The following is a 24,212-nucleotide window of genomic DNA, read 5'->3' as shown; positions in this document are numbered from 1 at the left end:
TTGTAATTATTTAGCTAGTGGTGCAATGCAAAAGATACTGCTTTTGCATCTGAGCTAAACGAATCAAAAATGCACTCTAAGTAATTAGCAGCATAGTATAAAAACCGCCAACAACAGATCCTTTGAGAGTGCGTTCACGCAAAAACGATCACATTATACACAGCTATGTCAATCAGATGCTATTGCTTCCGACATCGTTTCTAATGCCTGTTCAATGTTCTCGCTATCCAACCAAGTTAAGTCATCCCAGCTGCGTAACCAGGTGATTTGACGCTTGGCCAATTGACGAGTCGCGCATACGCCACGAAATACTGCTTCGTCACGTGTACACTCCCCATCTAAATACTCCCACATCTGTCGGTAACCGACGCATCGTATGGAAGGAAGATCGGGGTGAAGATCTTTTCGCGAATGTAGCGCTTTCATTTCTTCTTCAAAGCCCGCTTCCATCATCTTTTCGAAACGAAGTTCAATTCGACGGTGAAGTTCTGCCCTATCCTTGGGAGCTATTGCAAACTGCTTGACTCGGTATGGCAGGCTTTCACCTTTCGTTTGAGTCAATTCAGTCAAAGTTTTACCTGAAATACGAAAAACTTCCAATGCCCGAGATAAACGTTGGGGATCATTGGGATGGATTCTCGCTGCTGACACAGGATCAACCTCTTTGAGTTCATCGTGCAACACTGACCAACCTTTAGTCAATGCTTCTTGTTCAATTTGCTGACGAATTTCAGGATTTGCAGCAGGAAGTGGGGATAAACCTTCAAGTAGCGCCTTATAATACAGCATTGTTCCACCCACTAAGAGTGGAATTTTTCCTTCTGCAACAATATCATCCATCGCTTTCAATGCATCACGACGAAAGTCGGCTACAGAGTAAGACTCGCTCGGATCCAAAATATCAATCAAGCGATGAGGCGCTAAACTTAACTCTTTTTCATCCGGTTTCGCCGTACCGATATCCATCCCTTTATAGATCAAAGCAGAATCAACACTGATGATCTCAACCGGGAACTTTTGACGAAGACGAATCGCCAACTCAGTTTTTCCTGATGCAGTTGGCCCCATTAAAAATAGCGCCAAAGGTAGTTTATCTGTCATGGTTTTAATTTGGCTATCGTGGCAGAGAAATCAACAGCGGATACAAATTTTGTATCTTCTAATGGCAATTGACCATCTCTTAGCTGTTCAAGTTCCGCAATAATTTGAATTGCTTCAGAAAAAGTATAATGACTCTTCACTGTCGTGACCTGCAATGCGAGCCAATCTATCAACTCAGACAGCATCTGAGCCGTTGCTATACCTTCCTTCACACAAGATTGCGCGTAAGATAACAGATCTGGTACTAGATTTTGTAAGTTTTGTTGACGTAGCGGCGCGGGAACGCCCATCACCATTAAGGCTTGCTCATTTCTCGCTTTCAATTGAATGCCAAGTAACGCCAAATCTTGTTGATAATCTTGAGCCAGCTTCACTAACTCGGCCTCTAACTTAATAGATAGAGGAACGAGTAGAGGCTGTGCTTTAAGCGCGCCATCGCTTGGAGTGAGCTGCCCTTTTACACGATAAAATTCCGCTCTAGGTAACGAGACTAACGCCGCCCCACTGTCACTGCTCATCAAAACAAATTGCTCATCGACCATCACTAGCGCTTTGCCTAGTGCATTAATCGATGGAAGTGATGCATGCGCAGTTGCCTTTTGGGGCTCTATCGGCGTTACGGGTTGAGACTCAAACTCTGGCGTTTTCAACAACTCGTGATAAGCGCGCACTTCTTGCTTGCTTGGTGCTGGCTCAACATGGCGCTCTTTATTGTGATTCGGCTTTGGTGCTGGTTTGGATTCCACCCAATCAGTACGCTTGAACGAGTCCGCAACGCGAGCTTCTCGCACGGATGTATCCCTAGGACTGCGATCGCGAGGTTTGACTTCATAATCACTGCGTCCAGGATAAGCCGGTGCACTTTCTATCGCTTGATAAACACGCTCTGGAACTGGTGAAGATGCTGGCCTTTGCACTTTTTCAGGCTCAGGCGAATGCTCAACCTCTTCGGACTCAGTCGGTTCCACACGATGAAATGCGGATTCATTAACCTGTGGTTTATCAATCACGGCGCTTTGCGCAAGTGCATCCGCCAAAGCTTGATAGATGAAATCATGCACTAAGCGAGCTTGGTGAAAGCGCACTTCATGCTTAGCGGGGTGAACATTCACATCTACCTGGTGCGGGTCTAACTCAATAAAGAGCACATAGGCAGCGAACTGATCTGGCTTTAAGCTCATTTCATAGCTTTGACGAATCGCATGATTGATTAATTTGTCACGCATCATTCGGCCATTCACATAGCAATACTGTAAATCGCTTTGCTGCCTTGCTCCCTCTGGAGTGGTAATCCAACCATGTAGCTTTAACCCTTGATGCTCAAGCTCGATTCTGAGCATATGCCGCACAAACGCATTACCGCAGACAGCTGCAATACGTTTTTCAGTTTGAAGCTGATTTTTCGCCGCGCGATATTGACGGATGATCTTGCCGTTATGACGCACACTGATGGTGACATCAAAGCGACTTAACGCAATACGTTTCAATAACTCATCAATATGAGCAAATTCGGTTTTCTCCGTACGAAGAAATTTGCGACGCGCTGGAGTATTAAAAAATAAATCCAACACCTCAACAGTCGTACCAATCGGGTGCGCTGCAGGCTTAAGCTTCACCTGCATATCACGCCCTTCGGAGTAGGCACTCCAGGCTTCTTCTTGTGCCGCAGGACGCGATGTGAGCGTCAAACGCGAGACTGAGCTAATACTGGCTAACGCTTCACCGCGAAAACCTAGACTCATGATGGCTTCAAGATCATCCAAGGTATGTATCTTAGATGTAGCATGACGACTGAGCGCCAAGCCGAGTTCATCTTTCGCGATACCTTTGCCGTTATCACGAACACGAATCAGCTTTGCGCCTCCTTTCTCGATATCAATATCGATTCGAGTTGCGCCAGAATCAAGACTATTTTCAACCAGTTCTTTAATCACAGAGGCGGGTCTTTCGACCACTTCCCCAGCTGCGATTTGGTTTGCAAGTCTAGCTGGCAAAATTTTAATCGTCATAATGAGTTAAAAGCTCACCTACTTGTTTGGAATGATAAGAACTTGCCCAACCGCCAGCTGATCAGAGCGTAAGTTGTTCGCTTTACGAATGCTCGAAACGCTGACTCCGTATTTGGACGCTATTTTACCAAGGTATTCACCTCGAGAAACTTTGTGCTTACGGATCGGCTTATCTTTGACAGCGACGGTTATCTTCAACTTTTGTCCTACCCACAAGGTATCTGACTTCAAGTTGTTCTCACGGCGGATATCTGAAACCTTCACTTTATAGTGACTCGCGATCTTACCTAAGAACTCACCTGACTTAACCTTGTGAATAATGGTTTCTGTCTCAACAGTAATCGGTTTACTTGGCACTTTAATCGTGCCAGCAGAAGGGATTTTGAGCTTCTGACCAATTGCCAACCCAGTCGACTTCAAGTTGTTTGCCGACATCAGCGCTTTAGAGCTAAGCCCATATTTATTCGCAATCACCGATAACGACTCGCCACGTTTTACGGTATGCACCATTGGCTTCGCTGAAGGCGAGAATACCGTACCCTCTGGTGGATTATCTTTTAAGTACTTAACGACCGCCTTGGTGATCGCCTGAGCTAACTTATCTTGGTGCGCTCGTTGAAACAGCAACCGCTCTTCTGTTGGGTTAGAAATAAAGCCCGTTTCCACTAATACAGACGGAATCTGCGGAGAGCGTAAAACAGCAAGGCTAGTATTAATCGGCTTGGTGTTATGCAGGTGCGCAACACGCCCCATCTCACCAAGGATTTCTGTTGCCAGCTTATACCCTTCTTTTTGTGAATGACTAAACTGCAAGTCCAACAAAGTTTGGTTCACGTTACGATCTTTGGTTTTAGTGAAGAACGCATTACCCGAACCACCTAATATTTCAGATTGTTTCTCATGGTTCTCAACCCAGCGAGCAATTTCAGTATTTGCACGACGGGTATTCAGCACGAAAACCGAACCTCCGCGAGGCTTCGGTGATGTAAACGCATCAGCGTGAATGGAAATCAGTAAGTGCGCATCATTTTCACGGGCAATGGCTACACGACGGTTTAGATTCACAAAGTAATCTCCGGTACGTGTCATACGCGTTTTAATCCCAGGCGTAGCATCGAGCTGAGCAGCAATTTTTCGTGAAATACTTAATACTGCATCTTTTTCATACTTACGGCGTGAAGGGCCAATAGAGCCAGGATCTTCACCACCGTGACCAGGGTCGATAACGATCAAGACTTCTTGAGCTCGTTGTACTGAACTCATGTCTTTACTGGTCGCCGCTGGCTTGCTCGGTTTAGAGGCTGAAGTCGATGCTTTCTTACCGTGCGGCAGGTCAATCACCAAACGGTGACCATATTGCCCGCCAGGTGTTGGGCTTAATTTAAACAATTCCGCTTGAACGCTCTTTTTCAGTTCAAACACCAAACGATAGGTGCCCTTCTCTGGCGGAGAGCTTTTTCGAACTAGCTTTAAAACCGGGCTGTCCGTAACAGTAACAGGCAGTTTGGCCTGCATGGTCGTGCTTTTTAAATCCACGACAAGACGATCCGGTCCGGATAAAGAGAAATAGGAATAGTCAGCTTCCGAGCCTAAATCGATGACAACACGCGTTTCATCAGGAGAAGGCCAAACTCGAAAACTCTTAACGACGTTAGCAAATGCTAAATTGGGGATGAGAAGGAGAAAAGTGGCGACAAACGTCGCCACTACTCTAAAATTTGAAAAACTCAACATAGCTCCAATCGACTGAGTAACTGCACACCATAATCATTATTAGCTGTTAGTTCGGCTACACGCTGCTCACCTTGGTAGCGAATGTTCACATCAAGATCCGGTTGTGGCAACAAACCATGCCCTTTTTCAGGCCATTCAACCAAGCAAATTGCATCATCTGTGAAGTAATCTCGAATCCCCATGAACTCAAGCTCTTCAGGATCCGCAAGACGATAAAGATCGAAATGGTACACTTGCCACTGATCCAACTGATACGGTTCGACTAGAGTATAAGTTGGGCTTTTCACGTTACCTTGATGGCCAAGAGCACGGACAAAACCACGACTAAAGGTTGTTTTACCTGCACCCAAATCACCATGCAGATAAATTGTGGTTTGTTGCGAACAAAGGTGAGCCAGAGCGGTACCTAGTGCAACCGTTTCGTGCTCATCTTTTAAATTGAATTGTTTCGTGCTCATTGATGCTTCTCTAACTAATGATCGTTGACTATATAAAAATCAAAAGAACAGGAATAGTAAACCGTGTTGGTTTTGAGAGACAAGCTTTCAAATGTCATATGTGCGAAAAAAGTATCCAAGGAACGGTATCTTAATCACCTTAGTATCGACCTAGATTTAGAATATATGCAAATGACTTCAATAAGCAGTATTCACAGCATCAAAAACGTCTCTAACTGGGTAGCACCAAAGCCAGAGATCCGTTAAGATCCGCCCCCCTTTTATTCCGGTGGTTAGCATGAACTACGAACAACTCGCACAACAAATCAAAATTTGGGGAAAAGAGCTCGGCTTCCAAAAAGTTGGGATCTGCGACGTTGATCTGAGTGAGCATGAAGCCGCACTGCAAAAATGGCTCGATGCAGGCTATCACGGCTCAATGGACTGGATGGCTCGTCACGGTATGATGCGAGCTAGACCCAATGAGCTACTCCCGGGAACCGTTCGTGTGATCAGCGTTCGGATGGACTACCTACCACCAGAAGCACAATTCGCTTCGAACCTAGCGAATAAAAATCATGCCTATATTAGTCGCTATGCATTAGGGCGTGATTATCACAAGCTCGTCAGAAAACAACTGAATAAACTTGGCAAACTTATTGAACAAGAAGTTGGTCAGTATGGTTACCGACCTTTCGTCGACTCCGCACCAATATTGGAGCGACCACTCGCCCAAAAAGCAGGCTTAGGCTGGACAGGGAAACATTCCCTGATTTTAGATCAAGACTGTGGCTCGTGGTTCTTTTTAGGCGAGTTACTTATCGACTTGCCACTTCCCGTTGACGAGCCAAGCGTTGATCAGTGCGGTAAATGTAAAGCATGCATTACCTCATGCCCAACACAAGCCATCGTTGAAGACAAAGTTGTTGATGCTAGACGCTGCATCTCTTACCTCACCATCGAGTTCGATGGCGTGATCCCTGAAGAGTTTCGCAAGCCAATGGGTAACCGCATTTATGGCTGTGATGACTGCCAATTGGTTTGCCCATGGAATCGCTACGCCGACATAACGGAGCAGAGTGATTTCCATCGTCGCGATAGTTTCAAAAACCCGGATCTCGTAGACATGTTTAACTGGGATGAAGCGACTTTTCTAAAAAATATGGAAGGCTCCGCTATTCGTCGCATTGGTCATATACAGTGGCTGCGTAATATTGCTGTCGCACTTGGTAATGCAGAATACAGTCAACGAGTCATTGATGCGTTAGAAAGTCGACAAGGTGAAAATAAATTACTTGATGAACACATCAAATGGGCTTTGGCCGAGCAACTGAATCAACTCCCCATTGAGAATAAAGCATCTACAGAGACGAAAAAGCAGCGCTTAATAAGAATCGTCGAGAAGGGGCTACCAAGAGACGCATAGTGCGTAGTCTATATGCAAGAGATTGAAAGCACTTTTACATGTTCAATTCATGACCTTGTTCTCAATTTTGTAATGTGGAAAAAAATTTGAGATTCAAGAAAAACAAGCTAGCAGAAAAAAGTTAAACACAGCTTGGAGAAATGACTAGGATCAAAAAAATACCAGTTAATGATCGTATTTTAACGTATCCGATCCGACAAAAAACTTATTTTTCTCTTATTTAACAAAGACTTAATCAATATTTCGTTATTATTTCGACTTTCCTTCAGCGAAAAGATCTTTCTTCTCCATCGCAAAAAGTCAAGCTAAAAACACTTTATCAACTAACTTATCCACAGAACGACGTATGTGGATAACTCTGTTAATTAAAGTAGATAAAACATGCAGAACCTCATCATGCTTGTACGCCAGCCGATTCATATCGTGTTTTAAACACAAACGAAATCGTCCGACATCATATGATGCGGATAAAATTTAGTTTTTGGGGATTCATGCTTCGCAGCATTATGAAAAGAGCGATGTGATTGGTTGCGAGAAGCAGGAATTGAATCAAGCGGCGCATCCGTCGACGACTTAGGATTGTGCTAATAAATAAGCATTCAATCTATCGTCTTGTATTTGGTTGCGGGGGCCGGATTTGAACCGACGACCTTCGGGTTATGAGCCCGACGAGCTACCAAGCTGCTCCACCCCGCGTCCGAGTGCTTCATCTTTGTTGATGATGAAGGCTTTGCTTTCATTTATAAAAAAGAAACTGGAGCGACACACGAGGTTCGAACTCGTGACCTCAACCTTGGCAAGGTTGCGCTCTACCAACTGAGCTAGTGTCGCTTTTGTCACCGTTAAGCACGATGAAGGCTATATATTGGAGCGACACACGAGGTTCGAACTCGTGACCTCAACCTTGGCAAGGTTGCGCTCTACCAACTGAGCTAGTGTCGCATTTCGTCACCGTTAAGCACGATGAGGGCTATATATTGGAGCGACACACGAGGTTCGAACTCGTGACCTCAACCTTGGCAAGGTTGCGCTCTACCAACTGAGCTAGTGTCGCATATTAACAGCAGTCGCTATTAATGGAATTTGGTTGCGGGGGCCGGATTTGAACCGACGACCTTCGGGTTATGAGCCCGACGAGCTACCAAGCTGCTCCACCCCGCGTCCGAATTGTGTCACCGTTAAGTACGGTGAGAACTATGAAACTGGAGCGACACACGAGGTTCGAACTCGTGACCTCAACCTTGGCAAGGTTGCGCTCTACCAACTGAGCTAGTGTCGCATATCAACAGCAGTCGCTATTGATAGAATTTGGTTGCGGGGGCCGGATTTGAACCGACGACCTTCGGGTTATGAGCCCGACGAGCTACCAAGCTGCTCCACCCCGCGTCCGTATTGTGTCACCGTTAAGTACCGTGAGAACTATAAAACTGGAGCGACACACGAGGTTCGAACTCGTGACCTCAACCTTGGCAAGGTTGCGCTCTACCAACTGAGCTAGTGTCGCATATCAACAGCAGTCGCTATTGATAGAATTTGGTTGCGGGGGCCGGATTTGAACCGACGACCTTCGGGTTATGAGCCCGACGAGCTACCAAGCTGCTCCACCCCGCGTCCGTATTATGTCACCGTTAAGTACCGTGAGAACTATAAAACTGGAGCGACACACGAGGTTCGAACTCGTGACCTCAACCTTGGCAAGGTTGCGCTCTACCAACTGAGCTAGTGTCGCATATCAACAGCAGTCGCTATTAATAGAATTTGGTTGCGGGGGCCGGATTTGAACCGACGACCTTCGGGTTATGAGCCCGACGAGCTACCAAGCTGCTCCACCCCGCGTCCGTATTGTGTCACCGTTAAGTACCGTGAGAACTATGAAACTGGAGCGACACACGAGGTTCGAACTCGTGACCTCAACCTTGGCAAGGTTGCGCTCTACCAACTGAGCTAGTGTCGCATCAACAACGTTTCCGCTGTTTAGGGCTGCGAATTATAAGAGCATTTTTTTGTGATGCAAGTCCTTCCTTCAAAAAAACTTTATTTTTTTACTGAACGATGAAAAAGCAATCAAAAGCGATATAAATTACAACAATTTGGATCGCAACCTTAACAGTTAAATCTTGAAAATAGTACCACGATAGTACTTAAGTTCTGCAATCGACTCGCGAATGTCGTCCAAGGCCAAATGTGTTCCCTGTTTTGTGAACCCATTTAATACTTCAGGTTGCCAACGACGCGCCAATTCTTTAAGAGTGCTAACGTCAACATATCGGTAATGAAAGAACTCTTCTAATTCCGGCATGTGTTTGTACAAGAAGCGACGATCCTGCCCAATGCTGTTACCACATATTGGCGACGCCCCTTTCGGCACCCATTTTTCTAAGAATTCAATGGTTTGTGCGACCGCATCTTGTTCTGAGATTTTACTGTTGCGAACGCGTTCCACCAAGCCGCTTGCCGTATGCGTATTGGTGCACCAATCGTCCATTTTCGCTAGCTCTTCTTCCGGCTGATGAATCGCTAATACTGGACCTTCAGCTAAAATATTTAGTTCGCTATCCGTGACAATAGAAGCAATTTCAATGATTTTGTGCGTTTCAGGATCAAGCCCTGTCATCTCTAAATCAACCCAAATTAGGTTTTGATCGCTAAAGGACATGGTTACGCCGCCTATTTGTTTATCGATAAAAGAGGTACTATACCTCAAAATACGGGAAACACGATACTCACTCAGAGCCAAGATCACGGCTCAACCATTTGAGTAAATTCACATAAAGTACAGAATTGTGGCAAAGAAGAAAAAGTTAACCAAAGGTCAAGTGCGACGCGTACGCAGCAACCAACAAAAGCGTTTAAAAAAGCAAGAAGAGTCCATCCAGTGGGATGAAAACATGCTAGGCGCAAGCAAACAAGGTCTAGTGATCACTCGTTTTGGCCAGCATGCGGATATTGAAGACCTTGAAACAGGCGAGATTCAACGCTGTAACCTTCGCCGTGGTATCGAATCTTTAGTATCTGGCGATCGAGTTTTATGGCGCGAAGGCTTGGAGTCTATGGCTGGCATTTCTGGCGTTGTTGAAGCGGTAGAACCTCGTTCTTCAGTGCTCACTCGTCCAGATTACTACGATGGCCTAAAGCCCGTAGCTGCCAATATTGATCAAATGGTCATTGTCTCCTCGGTACTGCCCGAGCTATCACTGAATATTATTGACCGTTACCTCGTAGCATCAGAAACACTGAATATCGCACCATTGCTGGTCTTAAACAAAGTCGATCTTCTAGAAGCCGATGATCGTGCAATGTATGAAGAATGGCTCAAAGAATATGAACGCATTGGCTATAAAGTGCTTCTGGTCAGCAAGAAGTCTGGAGAAGGCATTGCTGAACTAGAAACCCTGCTGCGTGACCGAATTAATATCTTTGTTGGTCAATCAGGCGTAGGGAAATCTAGCTTAGTCAACGCGTTAATGCCGGAACTAGAGAGCGAAGTGGAAGAAGGCGAAGTTTCCGAGAACTCAGGTTTAGGCCAACACACCACGACAGCAGCGCGCTTGTATCATATTCCGACGGGTGGCGACTTGATCGACTCGCCTGGAGTGCGTGAATTTGGGCTTTGGCATTTGGAAGCAGAAGAAGTAACGAAAGCATTCGTTGAATTCCGACCATACTTAGGCGGTTGTAAGTTCAGAGATTGTAAGCACAATGACGACCCTGGCTGCCTTCTACGTGAAGCTGTTGAGAAAGGGGAAATCAACGAAACTCGCTTTGAAAACTACCATCGCATTTTGGAAAGCATGGTTGAAAACAAAGCAAACCGTCAGTATTCACGCAATAAGAAAGCCGATCTGTAATTAAGTTAAGACTGTAACTGTGTAAAAAGTCTTCACCTAATACTGACAAGCAAATTAAATTTCAGTAACATCACGCGCCCTAAAGCGCGAATCTAACAGAAGTATCGGAATTAAAGATGGACAAGTTTAAAGTTGGACTGCAGTACTGGATCCCACAACACGGCCTCACTCGCCTAATGGGTAAACTGGCTTCAGCAAAAGCTAGCGGTCTAACAACAGCAGTTATTCGTTGGTTTATCAAACAATACAATGTGAACATGGATGAGGCGAAGCACTCAGATCCTAAGCATTTTAAAACGTTCAACGAGTTTTTCGTTCGTGAGCTAAAAGAGGGCGCACGCCCAATTTCTGAAGGCGAAAACGTCATCACTCACCCAGCCGACGCTTGTGTTAGCCAATTTGGCCCTATTGAAGATGGTCAACTTATCCAAGCAAAAGGTCATCACTTCTCAGCGCAAGAACTGCTGGGCGGTGACGCGAATTTAGCAAACGAATTTAAAGATGGATCTTTTGCCACGCTGTACCTGTCTCCGCGCGATTACCATCGTGTACACATGCCGTGTGACGGCACACTGCGCCGAATGATTTACGTGCCTGGTGACCTGTTCTCGGTAAACCCACTTACGGCAGAAAACGTTCCAAATCTATTCGCACGTAACGAGCGTGTGGTGTGTATCTTTGACACTGAGTTTGGTCCAATGGCACAAGTACTTGTTGGTGCGACAATTGTTGGCAGCATTGAGCAAGTGTGGGCTGGCACGATCACTCCGCCTCGTGGCAATACTGTCTACAAATGGGATTACCCAGCTGAGGGTGACAAGGCCGTGATCTTGAAAAAAGGCGAAGAGATGGGCCGCTTCAAACTGGGTTCTACTGTTATTAACCTGTTTGCCAAAGACGCGATTGAGTTTGACGCAAGTATGGAAAACGGTAAGCCAACCGTAATGGGCACACCTTACGCCTTGAAAAAATAAGCAAAACCCCGTTAAAAGAGCCCTTTCTCAAGGGCTCTTTTTATTGATAAAAAGCAAAATTCCGTTCAAAATTTAGCCTCTATTTCTCAAACTCATACCTGCCTCTAAGACCTTCATTCCACAATCAATTATCCTGCGCTTAGGATGAATATTTAGAGGGGCAGCCAATGCCAAAGATGAGTGTAAACACGCTGGCGAAATTGCTGGTATGCTTTTTAATTCCGCTCGGTGTTTTGATGATGCCGATTGATGCTATTCCTATTGATGATCTCACTTTAATTCAGCATCGCCTGTTGGCTATTTTTCTTCTTGCTGCCCTACTTTGGGTTCTTGAGCCGGTCCCCGTTTTTGCTACGTCCATTCTTATTATCGCTCTTGAACTGATCATGATATCGGATAAAGGTTTGCATCTATTTCGCAATCCACCAGCGGGGCATGATTTGGGAGAGTTAATTGCTTACACAGATATTTTCTCGGCCTTCTCTTCACCGATCATTATTCTTTTTATGGGTGGGTTTGCCCTCGCCATCGCAGCTTCCAAATACGAACTCGACAACAATCTCGCCCGAGTACTACTAAAACCATTCGGCACACAACCTAAGTTCATCATGCTGGGTTTGATGCTCATTACCGCCGTTTTTTCAATGTTCATGTCCAACACTGCCACGACGGTCATGATGTTGGCGCTGCTCGGTCCAATCGTCGCTTCTGCACCTAAAGGGGATCTAGGGATTAAAGCGCTGGTGCTGTGCATTCCAATTGCCGCGAATACTGGCGGCATTGCAACTCCGATAGGCACGCCACCTAACGCAATAGCGCTCCAATACCTCACCGGAGAAAACGCCATAGACTTCTTATCCTGGATGACAATGGGCCTACCATTTGTGCTGATACAACTCACTGTTGCTTGGTTTTTGTTGCAGAAGCTGTTTCCGTCCAGCGAACCAGAAATGAAACTAAAGCTGGATGGTACGTTCAAAAAGAGCTGGCGCGCGATCGTCGTCTACATCACTTTTGCACTAACCATTGTGCTTTGGATGACGACAAAAGTGCACGGCATGAACACGTATGTTGTTGCGATTATCCCGCTGGCGGTGTTCACGTTAACGGGCATTATGGGAAAAGAAGAACTCAAGCTGATTAACTGGGACGTGCTATGGCTGGTTGCTGGTGGTATCGCAATTGGTATTGCCTTAGACAAAACGGGTTTAGCCGAAGCATTGGCACACGCCATTGATTACAGCTTACTATCACCATTTGCCGTTGTCTTTGCCCTATCGGTAGTATGTTGGTTAATGGCGAACTTTATGTCTAATACCGCAACGGCAAACTTATTAATGCCTATTGCTGCCGCTATTGGTACATCCATGCCAAGCCTTATTGCGGTTGGTGGCCTACAAGGTTTACTGGTTGTCGTCGCATTCTCCGCATCACTTGGCATGATCTTACCGGTTTCCACGCCACCAAACTCTTTGGCTTATTCAACAGGCCTAATCGAGAGCAAAGACATGGCGAAAGTGGGGCTGATTCTTGGTTTGATTGGTCTATTTATCGTGTATGGCGCAGTTCTGGTGCTGTTTTAATCGATAAGCTCCGTGACAGAGCTTGTTGTCATGGAGCTGTTCGCCAGCTATTGCCCTCACAGAGCAACTTTTACATCCATTAAATTTCGTGCATATTAAGACTCCTCTACTCTACAAGGACGTCGACACATCATGGGTTACGAATGGCTTGCTTTATGTGCCGCTTTTCTGTGGGCAGTTTCTAGCCTTATTTCTGTCATTCCTGCACAACACCTAGGCGCTTTTTCTTACAGCCGCTGGCGCATGGGCTGTACGGCCGTGATCTTATCAACAATGGCCTGGATAACTGGCGGCTGGTTAACGGTTTCTTGGGAACATGTAACGCCAATGATGGCGTCGGGTCTGATTGGAATTTTCATCGGTGATACCGCTCTGTTTGCGTGCTTGAATCGTATGGGACCAAGACAAGCCGGACTACTGTTTTCCTGCCATGCGGTATTCTCGGCCATTTTGGGCTACTTCTTATTTAGTGAAGTCATGACCACAATAGAACTACTGGGCGCATCATTGGTATTTAGCGGCGTGGTGATGGCGATATTCTTTGGTCGAAGAGGCCAAGTGAATAACGTCTTGGAAGAAATTAAAGGTAACATCTGGGTGGGCATTGGACTTGGCTTAACCGCAGCAATGTGCCAAGCATTGGGCGGCATCATCGCCAAGCCAGTAATGCAAACCAGCATTGACCCCGTTGCGGCTTCTGCTATTCGAATGATCAGTGCATTTTTCGCCCACAGCATGTTGTTAGTTCTGGGGGTCAAAATCGCTCGCTCGACACAACACATTACTTGGCGAATATTTGGTATTACTGCGCTTAACGGTTTCTTGGCGATGGCCGTCGGCATGACGCTGATCTTATACGCACTGCAAGAAGGAAATGTAGGTATGGTTGCACTGCTATCTTCAACCACGCCAATTATGTTGCTACCGCTACTCTGGATTTACACTAAACGCCGACCAAACCGATTTGCATGGTTGGGCGCAGCCCTAGCTGTGATTGGTGCTGGCATTTTGGTTCAATAACCTTACAGACCAGCCCTTGTTGCCAGATACAAAAAAGCCCGAGTTTAAACTCGGGCTTTTGTCATTCTGAGCAGTTAGTTAATTATTTAACTAGCACTTCACCCGTCATTTCTGCTGGGATTTCTAGACCTGCTAGAGAAAGCATGGTTGGTGCAAGGTCAGACAGTTTGCCGCCTTCTTTGAACTCAACCGCTTTATCACCTACGTAAATAAGAGGAACCGGTAGGTTAGTGTGCGCTGTGTGAGTACCACCCGTTTCTGGGTCAACCATCATTTCTGCGTTACCGTGGTCCGCAGTGATCAGTAGCTGACCGCCAACTTCTTTGATTGCTTCAACTACTTTGCCAACACTTTCATCTAGCGCTTCGATTGCTTTCTCAGCTGCTTCGTAAACGCCAGTGTGACCAACCATATCTGCGTTCGGGTAGTTACAGATGATAGTGTCGAACTTACCAGACTTGATCGCCGCAACCAGTTTCTCTGTAAGCTCAGGGGAGCTCATTTCTGGCTGAAGGTCGTAAGTGGCTACTTTTGGAGAAGCAACAAGCTGGCGCTCTTCGCCTTCAAATTCGTTTTCAACACCGCCGTTGAAGAAGAAAGTCACGTGTGCGTATTTCTCTGTTTCAGAGATACGTAGCTGAGTTTGACCTTGCTTAGACAGCCACTCACCGTACGTGTTTTCTAGAGACGCTGGTGGGAATGCGATTGCTAGAGGGATATCTGCCGCGTATTGAGTCAACATAACGAAGTTAACTGCCGGGAATACCGCACGCTCAAAACCATCAAAGTCAGGCACGAATGCGCGAGTGATTTGACGAGCACGGTCAGCACGGTAGTTCATGAAGATAACCGCATCACCGTCTTGCATGATTGCGTCTTCTTCGCCTTCCGCTTTAATTGCAGTCGCTTTCACGAACTCATCGTTCTCTTCACGAGCGTAAGCGGCTTCTAGACCAGCAACGGCGGTTTCTGCTGTAAACTCAGCTTTCGCTTGAGTCAGAAGATCGTAAGCCACTTGAACGCGATCCCAGTTGTTGTCACGGTCCATAGCGTAGTAGCGACCTACTAGAGAAGCAACACGACCTTTACCTAGTTTCGCGAATAGATCTTGGAAACGTTGTAGCGAGTTTTCAGCACTACGTGGTGGCGTGTCACGACCGTCTAGGAAACAGTGTAGGTAGATTTTCTCAGCGCCACGAGCCGCTGCCATTTCAACCGCTGCGTAGATATGGTCTTCATGAGAGTGTACGCCACCTGGAGACATCAGACCCATGATGTGTACCGCTTTCTCTGCTTTAACAGCAGCATCAACTGCTTCAACAAGCGCTGGTGTTTCAGCAAACTCACCGTCAGCGATCGATTTAGTGATACGAGTTAGATCTTGGTATACAACGCGACCTGCGCCAATGTTAGTGTGACCAACTTCTGAGTTACCCATTTGACCATCAGGAAGGCCAACATCCATGCCTGAAGCAGAGATTAGAGTGTGTGGGTTATTCGCAATCAGAGCATCCATTACTGGTGTTTTCGCATTCGCAATTGCGTTACTTGCTGTGTCTTCACGGTAACCGTAACCGTCAAGGATAACTAGAGCCAGTGGCTTCTTAGCTGACATAGTGATGACCTCATCAAATTTAAGTAACTTTTGGCGTAGGGCCTCGCTGCCCTATCTAACCTTGAAACAAAACTAGCGTAATTTTACTACACTTTTTAACCAAAACTGTAGGTTAAGATCAAATAATGTTTGCGATTTATTGTTGCTATCTTACAAGTTAAGCGAACAACGAGTCAGTGCCGACAAACGTGTTCCACAAGCATAGTCATTCCTAATACGCTTTGTACACCCCAGTCTAGGTTCGGTTTTCTTACGCTTCTGATTCTTGTTTTTGCACCTGAAACAGCGCTTATTTAAAGCATTATCGAACAAGATTGGTTAGTACCTATTGTTCGCTTTTTTCGGTAAAACAAAAGTCACTTAAGTCGATAAATCCAATAGGCAAAAACAATCAAGCCACCATAGTCCAAGGCACGGATGGCAATAACATAAAGGGTTTATAGAGATCTCAATTATTCGTTAGAAAATTTTAACCCTCTCGCCTAAGAGGCTTAACCCCGCTATACTCCTGCTTTATTTTTCCGCCAACAGCGTAAGAGCTCAAGACATGCAAGAGTACATTGAATTTTTCCAACAGAACATGATTCTATCTTTGGTTTGGGTAGGTCTTCTTGTCGCCTTTATCATGAACATCGTGAAGTCAGCGACGGCCGCATACAAAGAAATCAACGTAAACCAACTGACTCATCTTATGAACCGTGAAAACGGCGTTGTAGTGGATATCCGCACAAAGGACGAGTTCAAAAAAGGTCATATCACCGACTCACTTCACATTTTACCGTCAGATATCAAAGCGGGTAACTTTGGTAGCCTTGAAAACCACAAATCAGACCCAATCATTGTGGTATGCAAGACAGGGCAAAACGCTCAAGAAAGCGCGAACCTATTAGTAAAAGCAGGCTTTGAAAAAGTAAGCCTACTGAAGAACGGCTTGATTGCATGGAACGAAGCGAACCTGCCTTTAGTACGTGGTAAAAAGTAATACCCGGCAGCTTCGATAACGTGGCAGAGGCAAAATACAAGGTACGCACCAAGCGTGTTTTTGCCAAGCTTCGTGGATAATAAACTGAGCAAATTGAAAGCAGTTGAAGCATTAAGTTGTGACGCTTTGCACGTAATACACGCTTCATCTAGTCAAGGTAGATTGGCTCAGTTAGTCTCGGGACATACCAGTTTTCTGAGTTTAGACGTTTCTAGGCTCTACAAATATTTATTTAAGGATTAAAAAATGGCTGAAGCAGCACCTCAAGAAGCACAACAAAACTTCGCAATTCAACGCATCTTCCTAAAAGACGTTTCTTTCGAAGCGCCAAACTCTCCAGTAATCTTCCAAAAAGAATGGAACCCAGACGTTAAACTAGACCTAGACACTCAAAGCCGTGAGCTTGGTGAAGGCGTTTACGAAGTGGTTCTACGTCTAACTGTAACTGTGAAGAACGAAGAAGAAACAGCGTTCCTATGTGAAGTTCAACAAGGTGGTATCTTCACTGCTGAGCAAATGGAAGCAGGCCAACTAGCACATTGCCTAGGCGCATTCTGCCCGAACATCCTATTCCCATATGCTCGTGAAACTATCTCAAGCCTAGTAGTTAAAGGTACGTTCCCTCAACTGAACCTAGCGCCAGTTAACTTCGACGCGCTATTCATGAACTACCTACAACAGCAAGCTCAACAAGGCGAAGCTGAAGCGTAATTCACGTTTTGTAAGTGACGAATAGCCTGAGTGCTGACGTCACCGACTCTAATAAAATGCACAGAGCGTCTACCATCCGATGCAATGTGCATTTTTTATTTCTGACAAAAGTTCCTAGTTCCTAATCGCCAGAAGGCGTAAAATTTGACGATTAGGAACTAGATTCTACTAGTAGAAAGACAATTAGGCGGTAGCATGACACAAGCAAATACAAACAATGCTTACGGTAAAGACATCGCAATGACGGTGATTGGCGCAGGTTCATACGGTACCTCTCTGGCGATCTCACTCGCTCGTAACGGCGCGAACGTAGTCCTTTGGGGACACGAGCCTGAGCACATGGCACGTTTAGAAGCGGATCGCGCGAACCACGCTTTCTTACCTGGTGTTGATTTCCCTGAAAGCTTGATCATTGAATCGGATTTAGAAAAAGCCGTACAAGCAAGCCGAGATTTATTGGTTGTGGTTCCAAGCCATGTTTTTGGCATCGTGCTGAACAGCTGTAAGCCTTTCTTACGTGAAGACTCTCGTATCTGCTGGGCAACCAAAGGTCTTGAGCCAGAAACGGGTCGTCTGCTGAAAGACGTCGCTTATGACATTATCGGTGAAAACTACTCACTGGCTGTATTGTCTGGCCCAACGTTCGCCAAAGAGCTCGCGATGGGCATGCCTACTGCAATTTCAGTTGCTTCTCCAGATGCTGAATTTGTCGCTGACCTACAAGAAAAAATCCACTGCAGCAAAACCTTCCGCGTGTACGCCAATAGTGACTTTATCGGCATGCAATTGGGCGGCGCGGTGAAAAACGTTATCGCAATTGGTGCAGGTATGTCTGACGGCATCGGTTTTGGAGCCAACGCGCGTACTGCATTGATTACTCGTGGTTTGGCCGAAATGAGTCGTCTTGGTGCTGCGCTTGGTGCAAAACCAGAAACCTTCATGGGTATGGCTGGTTTAGGCGACCTTGTCCTAACGTGTACCGACAACCAATCACGTAACCGCCGCTTTGGTTTAGCGCTAGGTCAAGGTAAAGACGTCGACACGGCACAAGAAGAAATTGGCCAAGTCGTAGAAGGCTACCGCAACACGAAAGAAGTATGGATGCTCTCTCAACGCATGGGTGTTGAGATGCCAATTGTTGATCAAATTTATCAAGTATTGTATCAAGGGAAGGATGCACGCCTGGCAGCGCAAGATTTACTTGCTCGTGACAAAAAAGCCGAAGGAAAGTAGCACTCTACGCCCCTTCGCACCTCATCTGAGAAGAATAGAAGTTGTCGGGTCACGGAAGAACCACTCAGGATATTGAGAATGAAACACTGCGAAAAACAAAAAGTCTGGAACAGAATTGTCTCAGAAGCCCGCGAAATGTCAGAGCAAGAGCCAATGCTGGCCAGCTTTTACCATGCCACCATCATCAAGCATGAAAGTTTCTGTGCCGCGCTCAGCTACATTTTGGCAAACAAGTTAAACACGGCATCGATGCCAGCAATGGCAGTACGTGAAGTGGTAGAAGAAGCGTTCTCTGCCGACCCAACCATTACCGATTGTGCCGCTTGTGACATTTGTGCCACGGTTAATCGCGACCCTGCAGTTTCGATGTACTCTATGCCGCTGCTGTACTTAAAGGGCTACCACGCTCTGCAAGGCTACCGCGTGGCAAACTGGCTATGGAAACAAGGGCGCCATGCACTGGCCACCTACCTGCAAAACCAAATTTCGGTTGCGTGTCAGGTAGACATTCACCCGGCAGCACGCATTGGTAGCGGCATAATGCTCGACCACGCAACGGGTATTGTCATCGGTGAAACTGCAGTTATCGATAATGACGTCTCAATTCTACAAGACGTTACCTTAGGCGGTACGGGTAAAGAGTGCGGCGATCGTCACCCGAAAATCCGTGAAGGTGTGATGATTGGTGCAGGTGCAAAAATTCTTGGCAATATCGAAGTGGGCGAAGGCGCGAAAATCGGCTCTTGCTCTGTGGTATTGCAAGCAGTACCACCACACACAACCGTGGCGGGGGTTCCTGCGAAAATCGTCGGTCGTCCAAAAACGGACAAACCTTCTCTCGATATGGATCAAGGCTTTAATGGTAAATCACAAAGCTTTATCCATGGAGATGGTATTTAATCGTCAACAAACCTTTGACAACAACGTGGTAGGTAAATCTCAAGTGCGAAAACAAAATCACCCTGTTCTACGCTCGGCTATTTTATTAACTTGTGCTTTATCTGCCACATATCCCCTCACCTCTTCTGCCGCTAGTCAACAAGAGCTCAAAGGCGTATCAAGTGAGATAAGCCGTCAACGCAAATCTCTCTCTTCCCAAGAAAAGCAACTCAATGAGCTACAAAAATCGCTCAAGGAGCAAGAACTTGGCATTTCTAAACTTGAACGCGAAATAAGACAAACCAAATCTGAGCTGGCACAAGCAGACAAAAACATAGACAAGCTAGAAGAGAAAATTGCCTTGCAAGAAGCGCAGCGCCAAGAGCAAGAGGAAGAGCTCAAACAGTTGCTGCAAACGTATTACGTGACCGAACGAGCGAAAGCCAATGGTCACTTGTTGAATCAAGGTGTGGAAGAAGACCGCATGAGTCAATACTTCCAGCACTTAGCCAAAGCGCGTGCGGAAGTGATTGATGCAATCACCAAAACCACTCAAGAATTGGCACACAACAAAAACCAGCTTGAGCTAGAAAAAGAGCAAATCGAGACGTTACTCAAACAGCAATCTGAGAAACGTACGGCGCTGGCAAGTACACAATCCAAACGTAAGCAAACCCTGAATAAAATTCAGAGCAGTATCAAGAACGATAAACGCTACCTTGCTGAACTGCAGCGCAACGAAACACGCCTAAAAGCCGAGATCGCCAAAGCGGCTAAGCGTAATGCCGTGCCAATGGACGGACTGGGCAAACAGCGCGGTAAACTGCCATGGCCACTCAAAGGTCGTGTATTACACAACTTCGGTACTCGCCAAACCGGGCAAGTAAACTGGAAGGGAATGGTGCTTGCGGCCAATTACGGTCAACAAGTGAAAGCCGTTTATCCGGGGACTGTCGTATTTGCTGAGTATTTACGCGGGTATGGCTTAGTGGTATTGCTTGACCACGGCAAAGGCGACATGACGCTCTACGGCTACAACCAAGCGTTGACGAAAAAAGAAGGCGATCGCGTGACCGCTGGCGAAGTGATCGCTCTTGCGGGTGATACTGGCGGGCAAGATCGCGCATCACTCTACTTCGAAATTCGCCGCAACAGTGAAGCGCAAAACCCGAAATCTTGGTTGAAGCGCTGATTATCTGACTCATCGACTTATAATAAAAAAGGAGCCACTCGGCTCCTTTTTTGTATTCATATTTTGGCAAATGCTATGCGTAGTACGTTTCTACCGCATCAATAAAAGCACTTACATCATCTTTGCTTAATGTGTTGATGCCTGCCGCCGCTTCTCGGCCGCCACCAGTTGGAAACTGTCCACACACGGCAACGGCGCCTTGTTTGTTGTTCAACGGGGCACGTAGAGAGACCGTGTAAGTGCCATCTGCATTTTCGGTGAGTACTGCATGAGCAGAATCTGGGTTTTGATTTGCCAGCCAGTTGCCATACACACCGCTGATTCGACGTGATGCGGCCGTGTTTGGTAGCTCGAACAGCTTTAGCTTACCGCTCTCATGCGTGGCAGGCACTGCCAGAGCGGCATCCATATCTTGTTGGTAAGCAGACTGCAGTTGGTAGTAAGGCGAAGTTTTATCTTCAATTACATCAAATGGCGACGTGTACTTCAGCAAGGCTTGGTACAAATCCGCAGGATGGAAATGTAAGTCATCCACTTTCGAACCGTAACCGTTGTAATTAATCAAAGTGCCAAGCTCTTTAAGCTGCGCTTTCTGATCGTGTGACAATCCGACCTTGTCAGCCAATTCATCTGCTTTCGCGATCATGTTATCGCCATAAGCCGCCGTAATCGCCCATGTGTGAAAACGTCCATTTAGCAATTGATCGACAATTAAAGCCGTACACATGTTGGCATCGAGATCGATGTGCGCATCCAAGTTGCCATGCTGAGGAATATCACCCGCCTTATGGTGATCGGCGTAAAACACGTGCGCGCCTTGAGCCAATGCTTGCTCTAGGCCTACCATGTTCTTTTCCATCGAAATGTCTAACACCGTTAGCTCATCACCCGCTTGCACGTCTACTTTTTCCACCAGCTTGATGTCGCGCTTTACACCAGTAATTAACTGAGCCTCGATAGGATCAGCCAAGCGTAATTGTAGAAGCGCAATGATGCCATCAGCATCGCCATTAAAAATGTCGTAATTCATGGAGCGATAGTTCCTTTATCGAGAGTCATATCCCAGAGAGGGCTGAACGGTATGAGGACTATTGTGCGTGGCATATTTGACAAGTCAACTCGAGCCACGACTCGAAAATGAGAGTGACTCTCGAAATATTAAGCAGTTTGGCGTTTAACTGTGTAGATTGCTGACCGCATCTTCCAATAACAGTAGCTGCTCTAAGCCCTGCTCAGTTGCTAATGGCTTAACGACATTAAGCATCTGCAACATCCCTTGCTTCACCATTTGCTCAGTGATGCTGGTTTTCGAAGCCATTGCAGATTGATACGCCAACCAGCTACACGCAATCAAATGCAACGTACACACCAGTGACTTCAACTGCTGTTGATCAACATTAAGCAGCTTTAGCGATACAAACTCTTGCATGATCGCAATGAGGTTCGCTTGCAGCTTCTCTTGCACATCGATGTACTGCTCGTGTAGCTGTTCATCTCGTGACAAGATTTCTGGTAGGTTTGCGTAGAAAAAGCGGTATTTCCACATCAAGGTAAAAATAGAGTCTAGGTAGCTCTTCAGCATAGTCAGGCTCTCTTGCGAACCTTGAATAGGGGTAAATCTTTCTAAAAGTTCTGCTGAATAAAGCGCAAAGATCTCACGAACGATTTCTTGCTTATTGCGGAAGTGGTAATACAGATTACCAGGGCTAATTTCGATGTAATCGGCAATGTGATTGGTGGTGATGTTGCGCTCACCATGTTGGTTGAACAACTCCAGTGCCGCGTAGACGATTTTGTCGCGCGTTTTCATTGTTATCGTGTTCCCTCTTCATTAACGAATCGAGTATAGCGACTTCACCAACCTAGGTCGATAGAGGCTCCAAATACGGTAACATAACAGACCAGTTAGAATACCCGTTGAGTTGGCGACAAGGTCTAACCAAGAGGTTTGTCTGCCGACATACCCTTGTAGCCATTCGATGGCAGCACTAAATAATAAGATACCAATCGCCACCGCCCAACGTTGACGCCAACGCCACACGCAAAAGCAACCTAAAAACGCAAATCCGCTGTACGCCATGGCGTGCTGCATTTTATCAAGATACGCAATGTTGCCCCAATCTTGCAACTCGCCCGAGCTCAACGATAAGTAAGCGATCAGTATTGCGTAGCTGAGAATGACCAAACGTGCAGCAGCCAAGTTCATTGAATATCCTTATGCGATTGGGAATGGAAAAGCCGTCACTTGATCAATGTGGTCACAGCCGAGCGCTAGCATGATCAAACGATCGATGCCTAACGCAACACCCGCACAATCTGGCAACCCTGCCTCCAATGCGGAGATCAAATGATAGTCGATTGGCTGCGGTTTTAAACCCATGTCGAGACGCTTCGCGTTATCTTGCTCAAAACGCGCCAGTTGCTCTTTCGGGTTATCGAGCTCATGGAACCCATTTGCCAGCTCAATTCCCTTAAAATACACCTCAAAGCGATCCGCAACACGATGGTCTTGAGGATTGATTTTCGCAAGCGCCGCCTGTGATGCCGGGAAGTCGTACACAAAAGCAGGCACATCCTGACCAATTTTGTGTTCGACTCCCACGCTAAATAGCAATTGCAGTAACGTATCGCGATCTTCTTCAGGCTCTGCAATGTCACTCAAACCCAGCTTGCTTGCCGCCGTTTTCAGCTCCGTCATCGAGCCTTCTAGTGGGCACACACCCAACACATCAATGAAGGCTTGTTGATACGTCATGCGCTGCGCTGCGCCACACTTCAATACCAGTTGCAACAGATCATCCATTTCATCCATCAATTTATGATGGTCAAAGCCAACGCGATACCACTCCAACATCGTGAATTCTGGATTGTGGTAACGACCATTTTCTTCGTTACGAAATGCTTTGTTGATTTGATAAATACAACCGCTGCCAGCCGCCAGCAGACGCTTCATGTGGAATTCAGGGCTGGTCATAAAGAACAGCTTGCTACCATCGGCATAACCCGGGCCAACAAACTCGGTTTGGAAAGTATGCAAATGAATGTCGGTCACGGTTGCGTGACTCATGGCTGGCGTGTCGACTTCCATCACCTGTCGATCAGCGAAGAATTGGCGAATCGACGCGATTAACGTCGCACGTTGACGAAGTTGGTCAATGGAAGCAGTAGGTTGCCAGTTGGTTTGCATAACAAGTCTCTCAAACTTTAATTCAGCGAGGAAAGTCTCATTCTACATGCTTTTTACTCTTCAAGAAGAGAGGAATATCCCTTCTTCTTTTTACTAACGTGCTCGCCTATTTGAGGCAAGTATTACTCGTGCCGCAGCACAAAAAACACTCAGTTAAAATCCTATTATCCATGCGGTTAATGTCACGCAACACAGGTTTAACATCCCTAATGTTAATGCTTGAGGGCCAAAACCTCGATGCCGTGATAGCAGTCACATAACCTATAAATTCTATGCCCTTA

Annotated in this window: 20 protein-coding genes and 12 tRNA genes; 10 read left to right on the top strand and 22 right to left on the bottom strand. The window is 46.2% G+C overall.

From position 1 onward, the window contains the following. Positions 1-168 precede the first annotated feature (168 nt). From miaA to tsaE, 4 genes are read right to left on the bottom strand one after another with little or no spacing between them, the layout of a single operon-like run. Positions 169-1,101 (bottom strand): tRNA (adenosine(37)-N6)-dimethylallyltransferase MiaA, encoded by a 933-nt coding sequence (gene miaA / locus ACZ5ZC_RS18550; RefSeq protein ID WP_005395375.1) that lies wholly within the window; start codon positions 1,099-1,101, stop codon positions 169-171. After that, positions 1,098-3,110, bottom strand: a complete 2,013-nt coding sequence (mutL, locus tag ACZ5ZC_RS18545) for a DNA mismatch repair endonuclease MutL (RefSeq protein ID WP_085344842.1) — start codon at positions 3,108-3,110, stop codon at positions 1,098-1,100. The genes miaA and mutL overlap by 4 nt, the downstream gene beginning before the upstream one ends. Positions 3,111-3,128: 18 nt before the next feature. Continuing rightward, positions 3,129-4,844 carry a LysM peptidoglycan-binding domain-containing protein gene (locus tag ACZ5ZC_RS18540; protein WP_085344841.1) on the bottom strand — a complete coding sequence of 572 codons (1,716 nt, stop codon included), beginning with the start codon at positions 4,842-4,844 and terminating at the stop codon, positions 3,129-3,131. After that, positions 4,838-5,302, bottom strand: a complete 465-nt coding sequence (tsaE, locus tag ACZ5ZC_RS18535) for a tRNA (adenosine(37)-N6)-threonylcarbamoyltransferase complex ATPase subunit type 1 TsaE (RefSeq protein ID WP_005395381.1) — start codon at positions 5,300-5,302, stop codon at positions 4,838-4,840. The genes ACZ5ZC_RS18540 and tsaE overlap by 7 nt, the downstream gene beginning before the upstream one ends. 277 nt (positions 5,303-5,579) lie before the next feature. On the opposite strand from tsaE, the gene queG reads away from it, so the two are divergent. Continuing rightward, the gene (gene queG, locus ACZ5ZC_RS18530) at positions 5,580-6,707 is read left to right on the top strand and encodes a tRNA epoxyqueuosine(34) reductase QueG (RefSeq protein WP_005395385.1); all 1,128 of its coding nucleotides are present in this window, start codon (positions 5,580-5,582) and stop codon (positions 6,705-6,707) included. 619 nt (positions 6,708-7,326) lie between these two features. Here queG and ACZ5ZC_RS18525 read toward each other — a convergent pair. From ACZ5ZC_RS18525 to orn, 13 genes are all read right to left on the bottom strand, one after another. Then, positions 7,327-7,403 (bottom strand) — tRNA-Met (locus ACZ5ZC_RS18525). A 59-nt stretch (positions 7,404-7,462) separates the two neighbouring features. Beyond that, a tRNA-Gly gene (locus tag ACZ5ZC_RS18520) sits at positions 7,463-7,538 on the bottom strand. Positions 7,539-7,573: 35 nt separating this feature from the next. Continuing rightward, a tRNA-Gly gene (locus ACZ5ZC_RS18515) sits at positions 7,574-7,649 on the bottom strand. Positions 7,650-7,685: 36 nt separating this feature from the next. Further along, positions 7,686-7,761: transfer RNA gene (locus ACZ5ZC_RS18510), tRNA-Gly, on the bottom strand. 30 nt (positions 7,762-7,791) lie between these two features. Continuing rightward, positions 7,792-7,868, bottom strand: a tRNA-Met gene (locus ACZ5ZC_RS18505). Between the two features lie 42 nt (positions 7,869-7,910). Then, positions 7,911-7,986 (bottom strand) — tRNA-Gly (locus ACZ5ZC_RS18500). A gap of 30 nt (positions 7,987-8,016) precedes the next feature. Further along, positions 8,017-8,093: transfer RNA gene (locus tag ACZ5ZC_RS18495), tRNA-Met, on the bottom strand. A 42-nt stretch (positions 8,094-8,135) separates the two neighbouring features. Continuing rightward, positions 8,136-8,211, bottom strand: a tRNA-Gly gene (locus ACZ5ZC_RS18490). A 30-nt stretch (positions 8,212-8,241) separates the two neighbouring features. Next, positions 8,242-8,318 (bottom strand) — tRNA-Met (locus ACZ5ZC_RS18485). 42 nt (positions 8,319-8,360) lie between these two features. Continuing rightward, positions 8,361-8,436: transfer RNA gene (locus ACZ5ZC_RS18480), tRNA-Gly, on the bottom strand. 30 nt (positions 8,437-8,466) lie between these two features. Further along, positions 8,467-8,543: transfer RNA gene (locus ACZ5ZC_RS18475), tRNA-Met, on the bottom strand. 42 nt (positions 8,544-8,585) lie between these two features. Next, positions 8,586-8,661, bottom strand: a tRNA-Gly gene (locus ACZ5ZC_RS18470). Between the two features lie 156 nt (positions 8,662-8,817). After that, entirely contained in the window at positions 8,818-9,363 is a 546-nt protein-coding gene (gene orn, locus ACZ5ZC_RS18465; protein ID WP_005395387.1) for an oligoribonuclease, read from the bottom strand. A 127-nt stretch (positions 9,364-9,490) separates the two neighbouring features. On the opposite strand from orn, the gene rsgA reads away from it, so the two are divergent. The 4 genes from rsgA (at position 9,491) to ACZ5ZC_RS18445 (ending at position 14,132) form a co-directional block, all read left to right on the top strand. Next, positions 9,491-10,555, top strand: a complete 1,065-nt coding sequence (gene rsgA / locus ACZ5ZC_RS18460) for a small ribosomal subunit biogenesis GTPase RsgA (RefSeq protein WP_005395388.1) — start codon at positions 9,491-9,493, stop codon at positions 10,553-10,555. A 116-nt stretch (positions 10,556-10,671) separates the two neighbouring features. Beyond that, positions 10,672-11,529, top strand: a complete 858-nt coding sequence (gene asd / locus ACZ5ZC_RS18455) for an archaetidylserine decarboxylase (protein ID WP_054868153.1) — start codon at positions 10,672-10,674, stop codon at positions 11,527-11,529. Between the two features lie 167 nt (positions 11,530-11,696). Beyond that, positions 11,697-13,112 (top strand): SLC13 family permease, encoded by a 1,416-nt coding sequence (locus tag ACZ5ZC_RS18450; protein ID WP_012841332.1) that lies wholly within the window; start codon positions 11,697-11,699, stop codon positions 13,110-13,112. A gap of 132 nt (positions 13,113-13,244) precedes the next feature. After that, positions 13,245-14,132, top strand: a complete 888-nt coding sequence (locus ACZ5ZC_RS18445) for a DMT family transporter (protein WP_150918205.1) — start codon at positions 13,245-13,247, stop codon at positions 14,130-14,132. Between the two features lie 82 nt (positions 14,133-14,214). On the opposite strand, the gene gpmM is transcribed toward ACZ5ZC_RS18445, so the two are convergent. Then, the gene (gene gpmM / locus ACZ5ZC_RS18440) at positions 14,215-15,747 is read right to left on the bottom strand and encodes a 2,3-bisphosphoglycerate-independent phosphoglycerate mutase (RefSeq protein WP_005395398.1); all 1,533 of its coding nucleotides are present in this window, start codon (positions 15,745-15,747) and stop codon (positions 14,215-14,217) included. Positions 15,748-16,294: 547 nt separating this feature from the next. On the opposite strand from gpmM, the gene ACZ5ZC_RS18435 reads away from it, so the two are divergent. From ACZ5ZC_RS18435 to ACZ5ZC_RS18415, 5 genes are all read left to right on the top strand, one after another. Then, positions 16,295-16,729: a rhodanese-like domain-containing protein gene (locus ACZ5ZC_RS18435; RefSeq protein ID WP_005395399.1), complete on the top strand. Its 435-nt coding sequence runs from the start codon at positions 16,295-16,297 to the stop codon at positions 16,727-16,729. A 246-nt stretch (positions 16,730-16,975) separates the two neighbouring features. After that, positions 16,976-17,440, top strand: a complete 465-nt coding sequence (gene secB, locus ACZ5ZC_RS18430) for a protein-export chaperone SecB (protein WP_005395400.1) — start codon at positions 16,976-16,978, stop codon at positions 17,438-17,440. A gap of 195 nt (positions 17,441-17,635) precedes the next feature. Further along, a complete protein-coding gene (gpsA, locus tag ACZ5ZC_RS18425; protein WP_006743122.1) occupies positions 17,636-18,673 on the top strand; it encodes an NAD(P)H-dependent glycerol-3-phosphate dehydrogenase in 1,038 nt (345 codons plus the stop codon). A 78-nt stretch (positions 18,674-18,751) separates the two neighbouring features. Beyond that, positions 18,752-19,573 carry a serine O-acetyltransferase gene (gene cysE, locus ACZ5ZC_RS18420; protein WP_005395410.1) on the top strand — a complete coding sequence of 274 codons (822 nt, stop codon included), beginning with the start codon at positions 18,752-18,754 and terminating at the stop codon, positions 19,571-19,573. 25 nt (positions 19,574-19,598) lie between these two features. Further along, positions 19,599-20,744, top strand: coding sequence for a murein hydrolase activator EnvC family protein (locus tag ACZ5ZC_RS18415; RefSeq protein WP_047010262.1), 1,146 nt, complete (start codon positions 19,599-19,601; stop codon positions 20,742-20,744). A 73-nt stretch (positions 20,745-20,817) separates the two neighbouring features. On the opposite strand, the gene ACZ5ZC_RS18410 is transcribed toward ACZ5ZC_RS18415, so the two are convergent. From ACZ5ZC_RS18410 to epmA, 4 genes are all read right to left on the bottom strand, one after another. Next, entirely contained in the window at positions 20,818-21,774 is a 957-nt protein-coding gene (locus tag ACZ5ZC_RS18410; protein ID WP_104969882.1) for an acetyltransferase, read from the bottom strand. A gap of 144 nt (positions 21,775-21,918) precedes the next feature. Then, positions 21,919-22,554 (bottom strand): TetR/AcrR family transcriptional regulator, encoded by a 636-nt coding sequence (locus ACZ5ZC_RS18405; RefSeq protein WP_258680379.1) that lies wholly within the window; start codon positions 22,552-22,554, stop codon positions 21,919-21,921. A gap of 21 nt (positions 22,555-22,575) precedes the next feature. Beyond that, positions 22,576-22,950 carry a VanZ family protein gene (locus ACZ5ZC_RS18400; protein WP_005395414.1) on the bottom strand — a complete coding sequence of 125 codons (375 nt, stop codon included), beginning with the start codon at positions 22,948-22,950 and terminating at the stop codon, positions 22,576-22,578. Between the two features lie 9 nt (positions 22,951-22,959). Then, positions 22,960-23,931, bottom strand: coding sequence for an elongation factor P--(R)-beta-lysine ligase (gene epmA, locus ACZ5ZC_RS18395; protein WP_054868158.1), 972 nt, complete (start codon positions 23,929-23,931; stop codon positions 22,960-22,962). Positions 23,932-24,212: the final 281 nt, after the last annotated feature.

It is taken from the genome of Vibrio sp. JCM 18905, assembly GCF_055393305.1.
This window is presented reverse-complemented; position numbering and strand designations above follow the sequence as displayed.

Excerpts from the sequence above, each read along its gene's own strand:
- miaA (WP_005395375.1), bottom strand. The coding sequence starts at position 1,101 with ATGACAGATAAACTACCTTTGGCGCTATTTTTAATGGGGCCAACTGCA.
- mutL (WP_085344842.1), bottom strand. The coding sequence starts at position 3,110 with ATGACGATTAAAATTTTGCCAGCTAGACTTGCAAACCAAATCGCAGCT.
- ACZ5ZC_RS18540 (WP_085344841.1), bottom strand. The coding sequence starts at position 4,844 with ATGTTGAGTTTTTCAAATTTTAGAGTAGTGGCGACGTTTGTCGCCACT.
- tsaE (WP_005395381.1), bottom strand. The coding sequence starts at position 5,302 with ATGAGCACGAAACAATTCAATTTAAAAGATGAGCACGAAACGGTTGCA.
- queG (WP_005395385.1), top strand. The coding sequence starts at position 5,580 with ATGAACTACGAACAACTCGCACAACAAATCAAAATTTGGGGAAAAGAG.
- orn (WP_005395387.1), bottom strand. The coding sequence starts at position 9,363 with ATGTCCTTTAGCGATCAAAACCTAATTTGGGTTGATTTAGAGATGACA.
- asd (WP_054868153.1), top strand. The coding sequence starts at position 10,672 with ATGGACAAGTTTAAAGTTGGACTGCAGTACTGGATCCCACAACACGGC.
- ACZ5ZC_RS18450 (WP_012841332.1), top strand. The coding sequence starts at position 11,697 with ATGCCAAAGATGAGTGTAAACACGCTGGCGAAATTGCTGGTATGCTTT.
- ACZ5ZC_RS18445 (WP_150918205.1), top strand. The coding sequence starts at position 13,245 with ATGGGTTACGAATGGCTTGCTTTATGTGCCGCTTTTCTGTGGGCAGTT.
- gpmM (WP_005395398.1), bottom strand. The coding sequence starts at position 15,747 with ATGTCAGCTAAGAAGCCACTGGCTCTAGTTATCCTTGACGGTTACGGT.
- ACZ5ZC_RS18435 (WP_005395399.1), top strand. The coding sequence starts at position 16,295 with ATGCAAGAGTACATTGAATTTTTCCAACAGAACATGATTCTATCTTTG.
- secB (WP_005395400.1), top strand. The coding sequence starts at position 16,976 with ATGGCTGAAGCAGCACCTCAAGAAGCACAACAAAACTTCGCAATTCAA.
- gpsA (WP_006743122.1), top strand. The coding sequence starts at position 17,636 with ATGACACAAGCAAATACAAACAATGCTTACGGTAAAGACATCGCAATG.
- cysE (WP_005395410.1), top strand. The coding sequence starts at position 18,752 with ATGAAACACTGCGAAAAACAAAAAGTCTGGAACAGAATTGTCTCAGAA.
- ACZ5ZC_RS18410 (WP_104969882.1), bottom strand. The coding sequence starts at position 21,774 with ATGAATTACGACATTTTTAATGGCGATGCTGATGGCATCATTGCGCTT.
- ACZ5ZC_RS18405 (WP_258680379.1), bottom strand. The coding sequence starts at position 22,554 with ATGAAAACGCGCGACAAAATCGTCTACGCGGCACTGGAGTTGTTCAAC.
- ACZ5ZC_RS18400 (WP_005395414.1), bottom strand. The coding sequence starts at position 22,950 with ATGAACTTGGCTGCTGCACGTTTGGTCATTCTCAGCTACGCAATACTG.
- epmA (WP_054868158.1), bottom strand. The coding sequence starts at position 23,931 with ATGCAAACCAACTGGCAACCTACTGCTTCCATTGACCAACTTCGTCAA.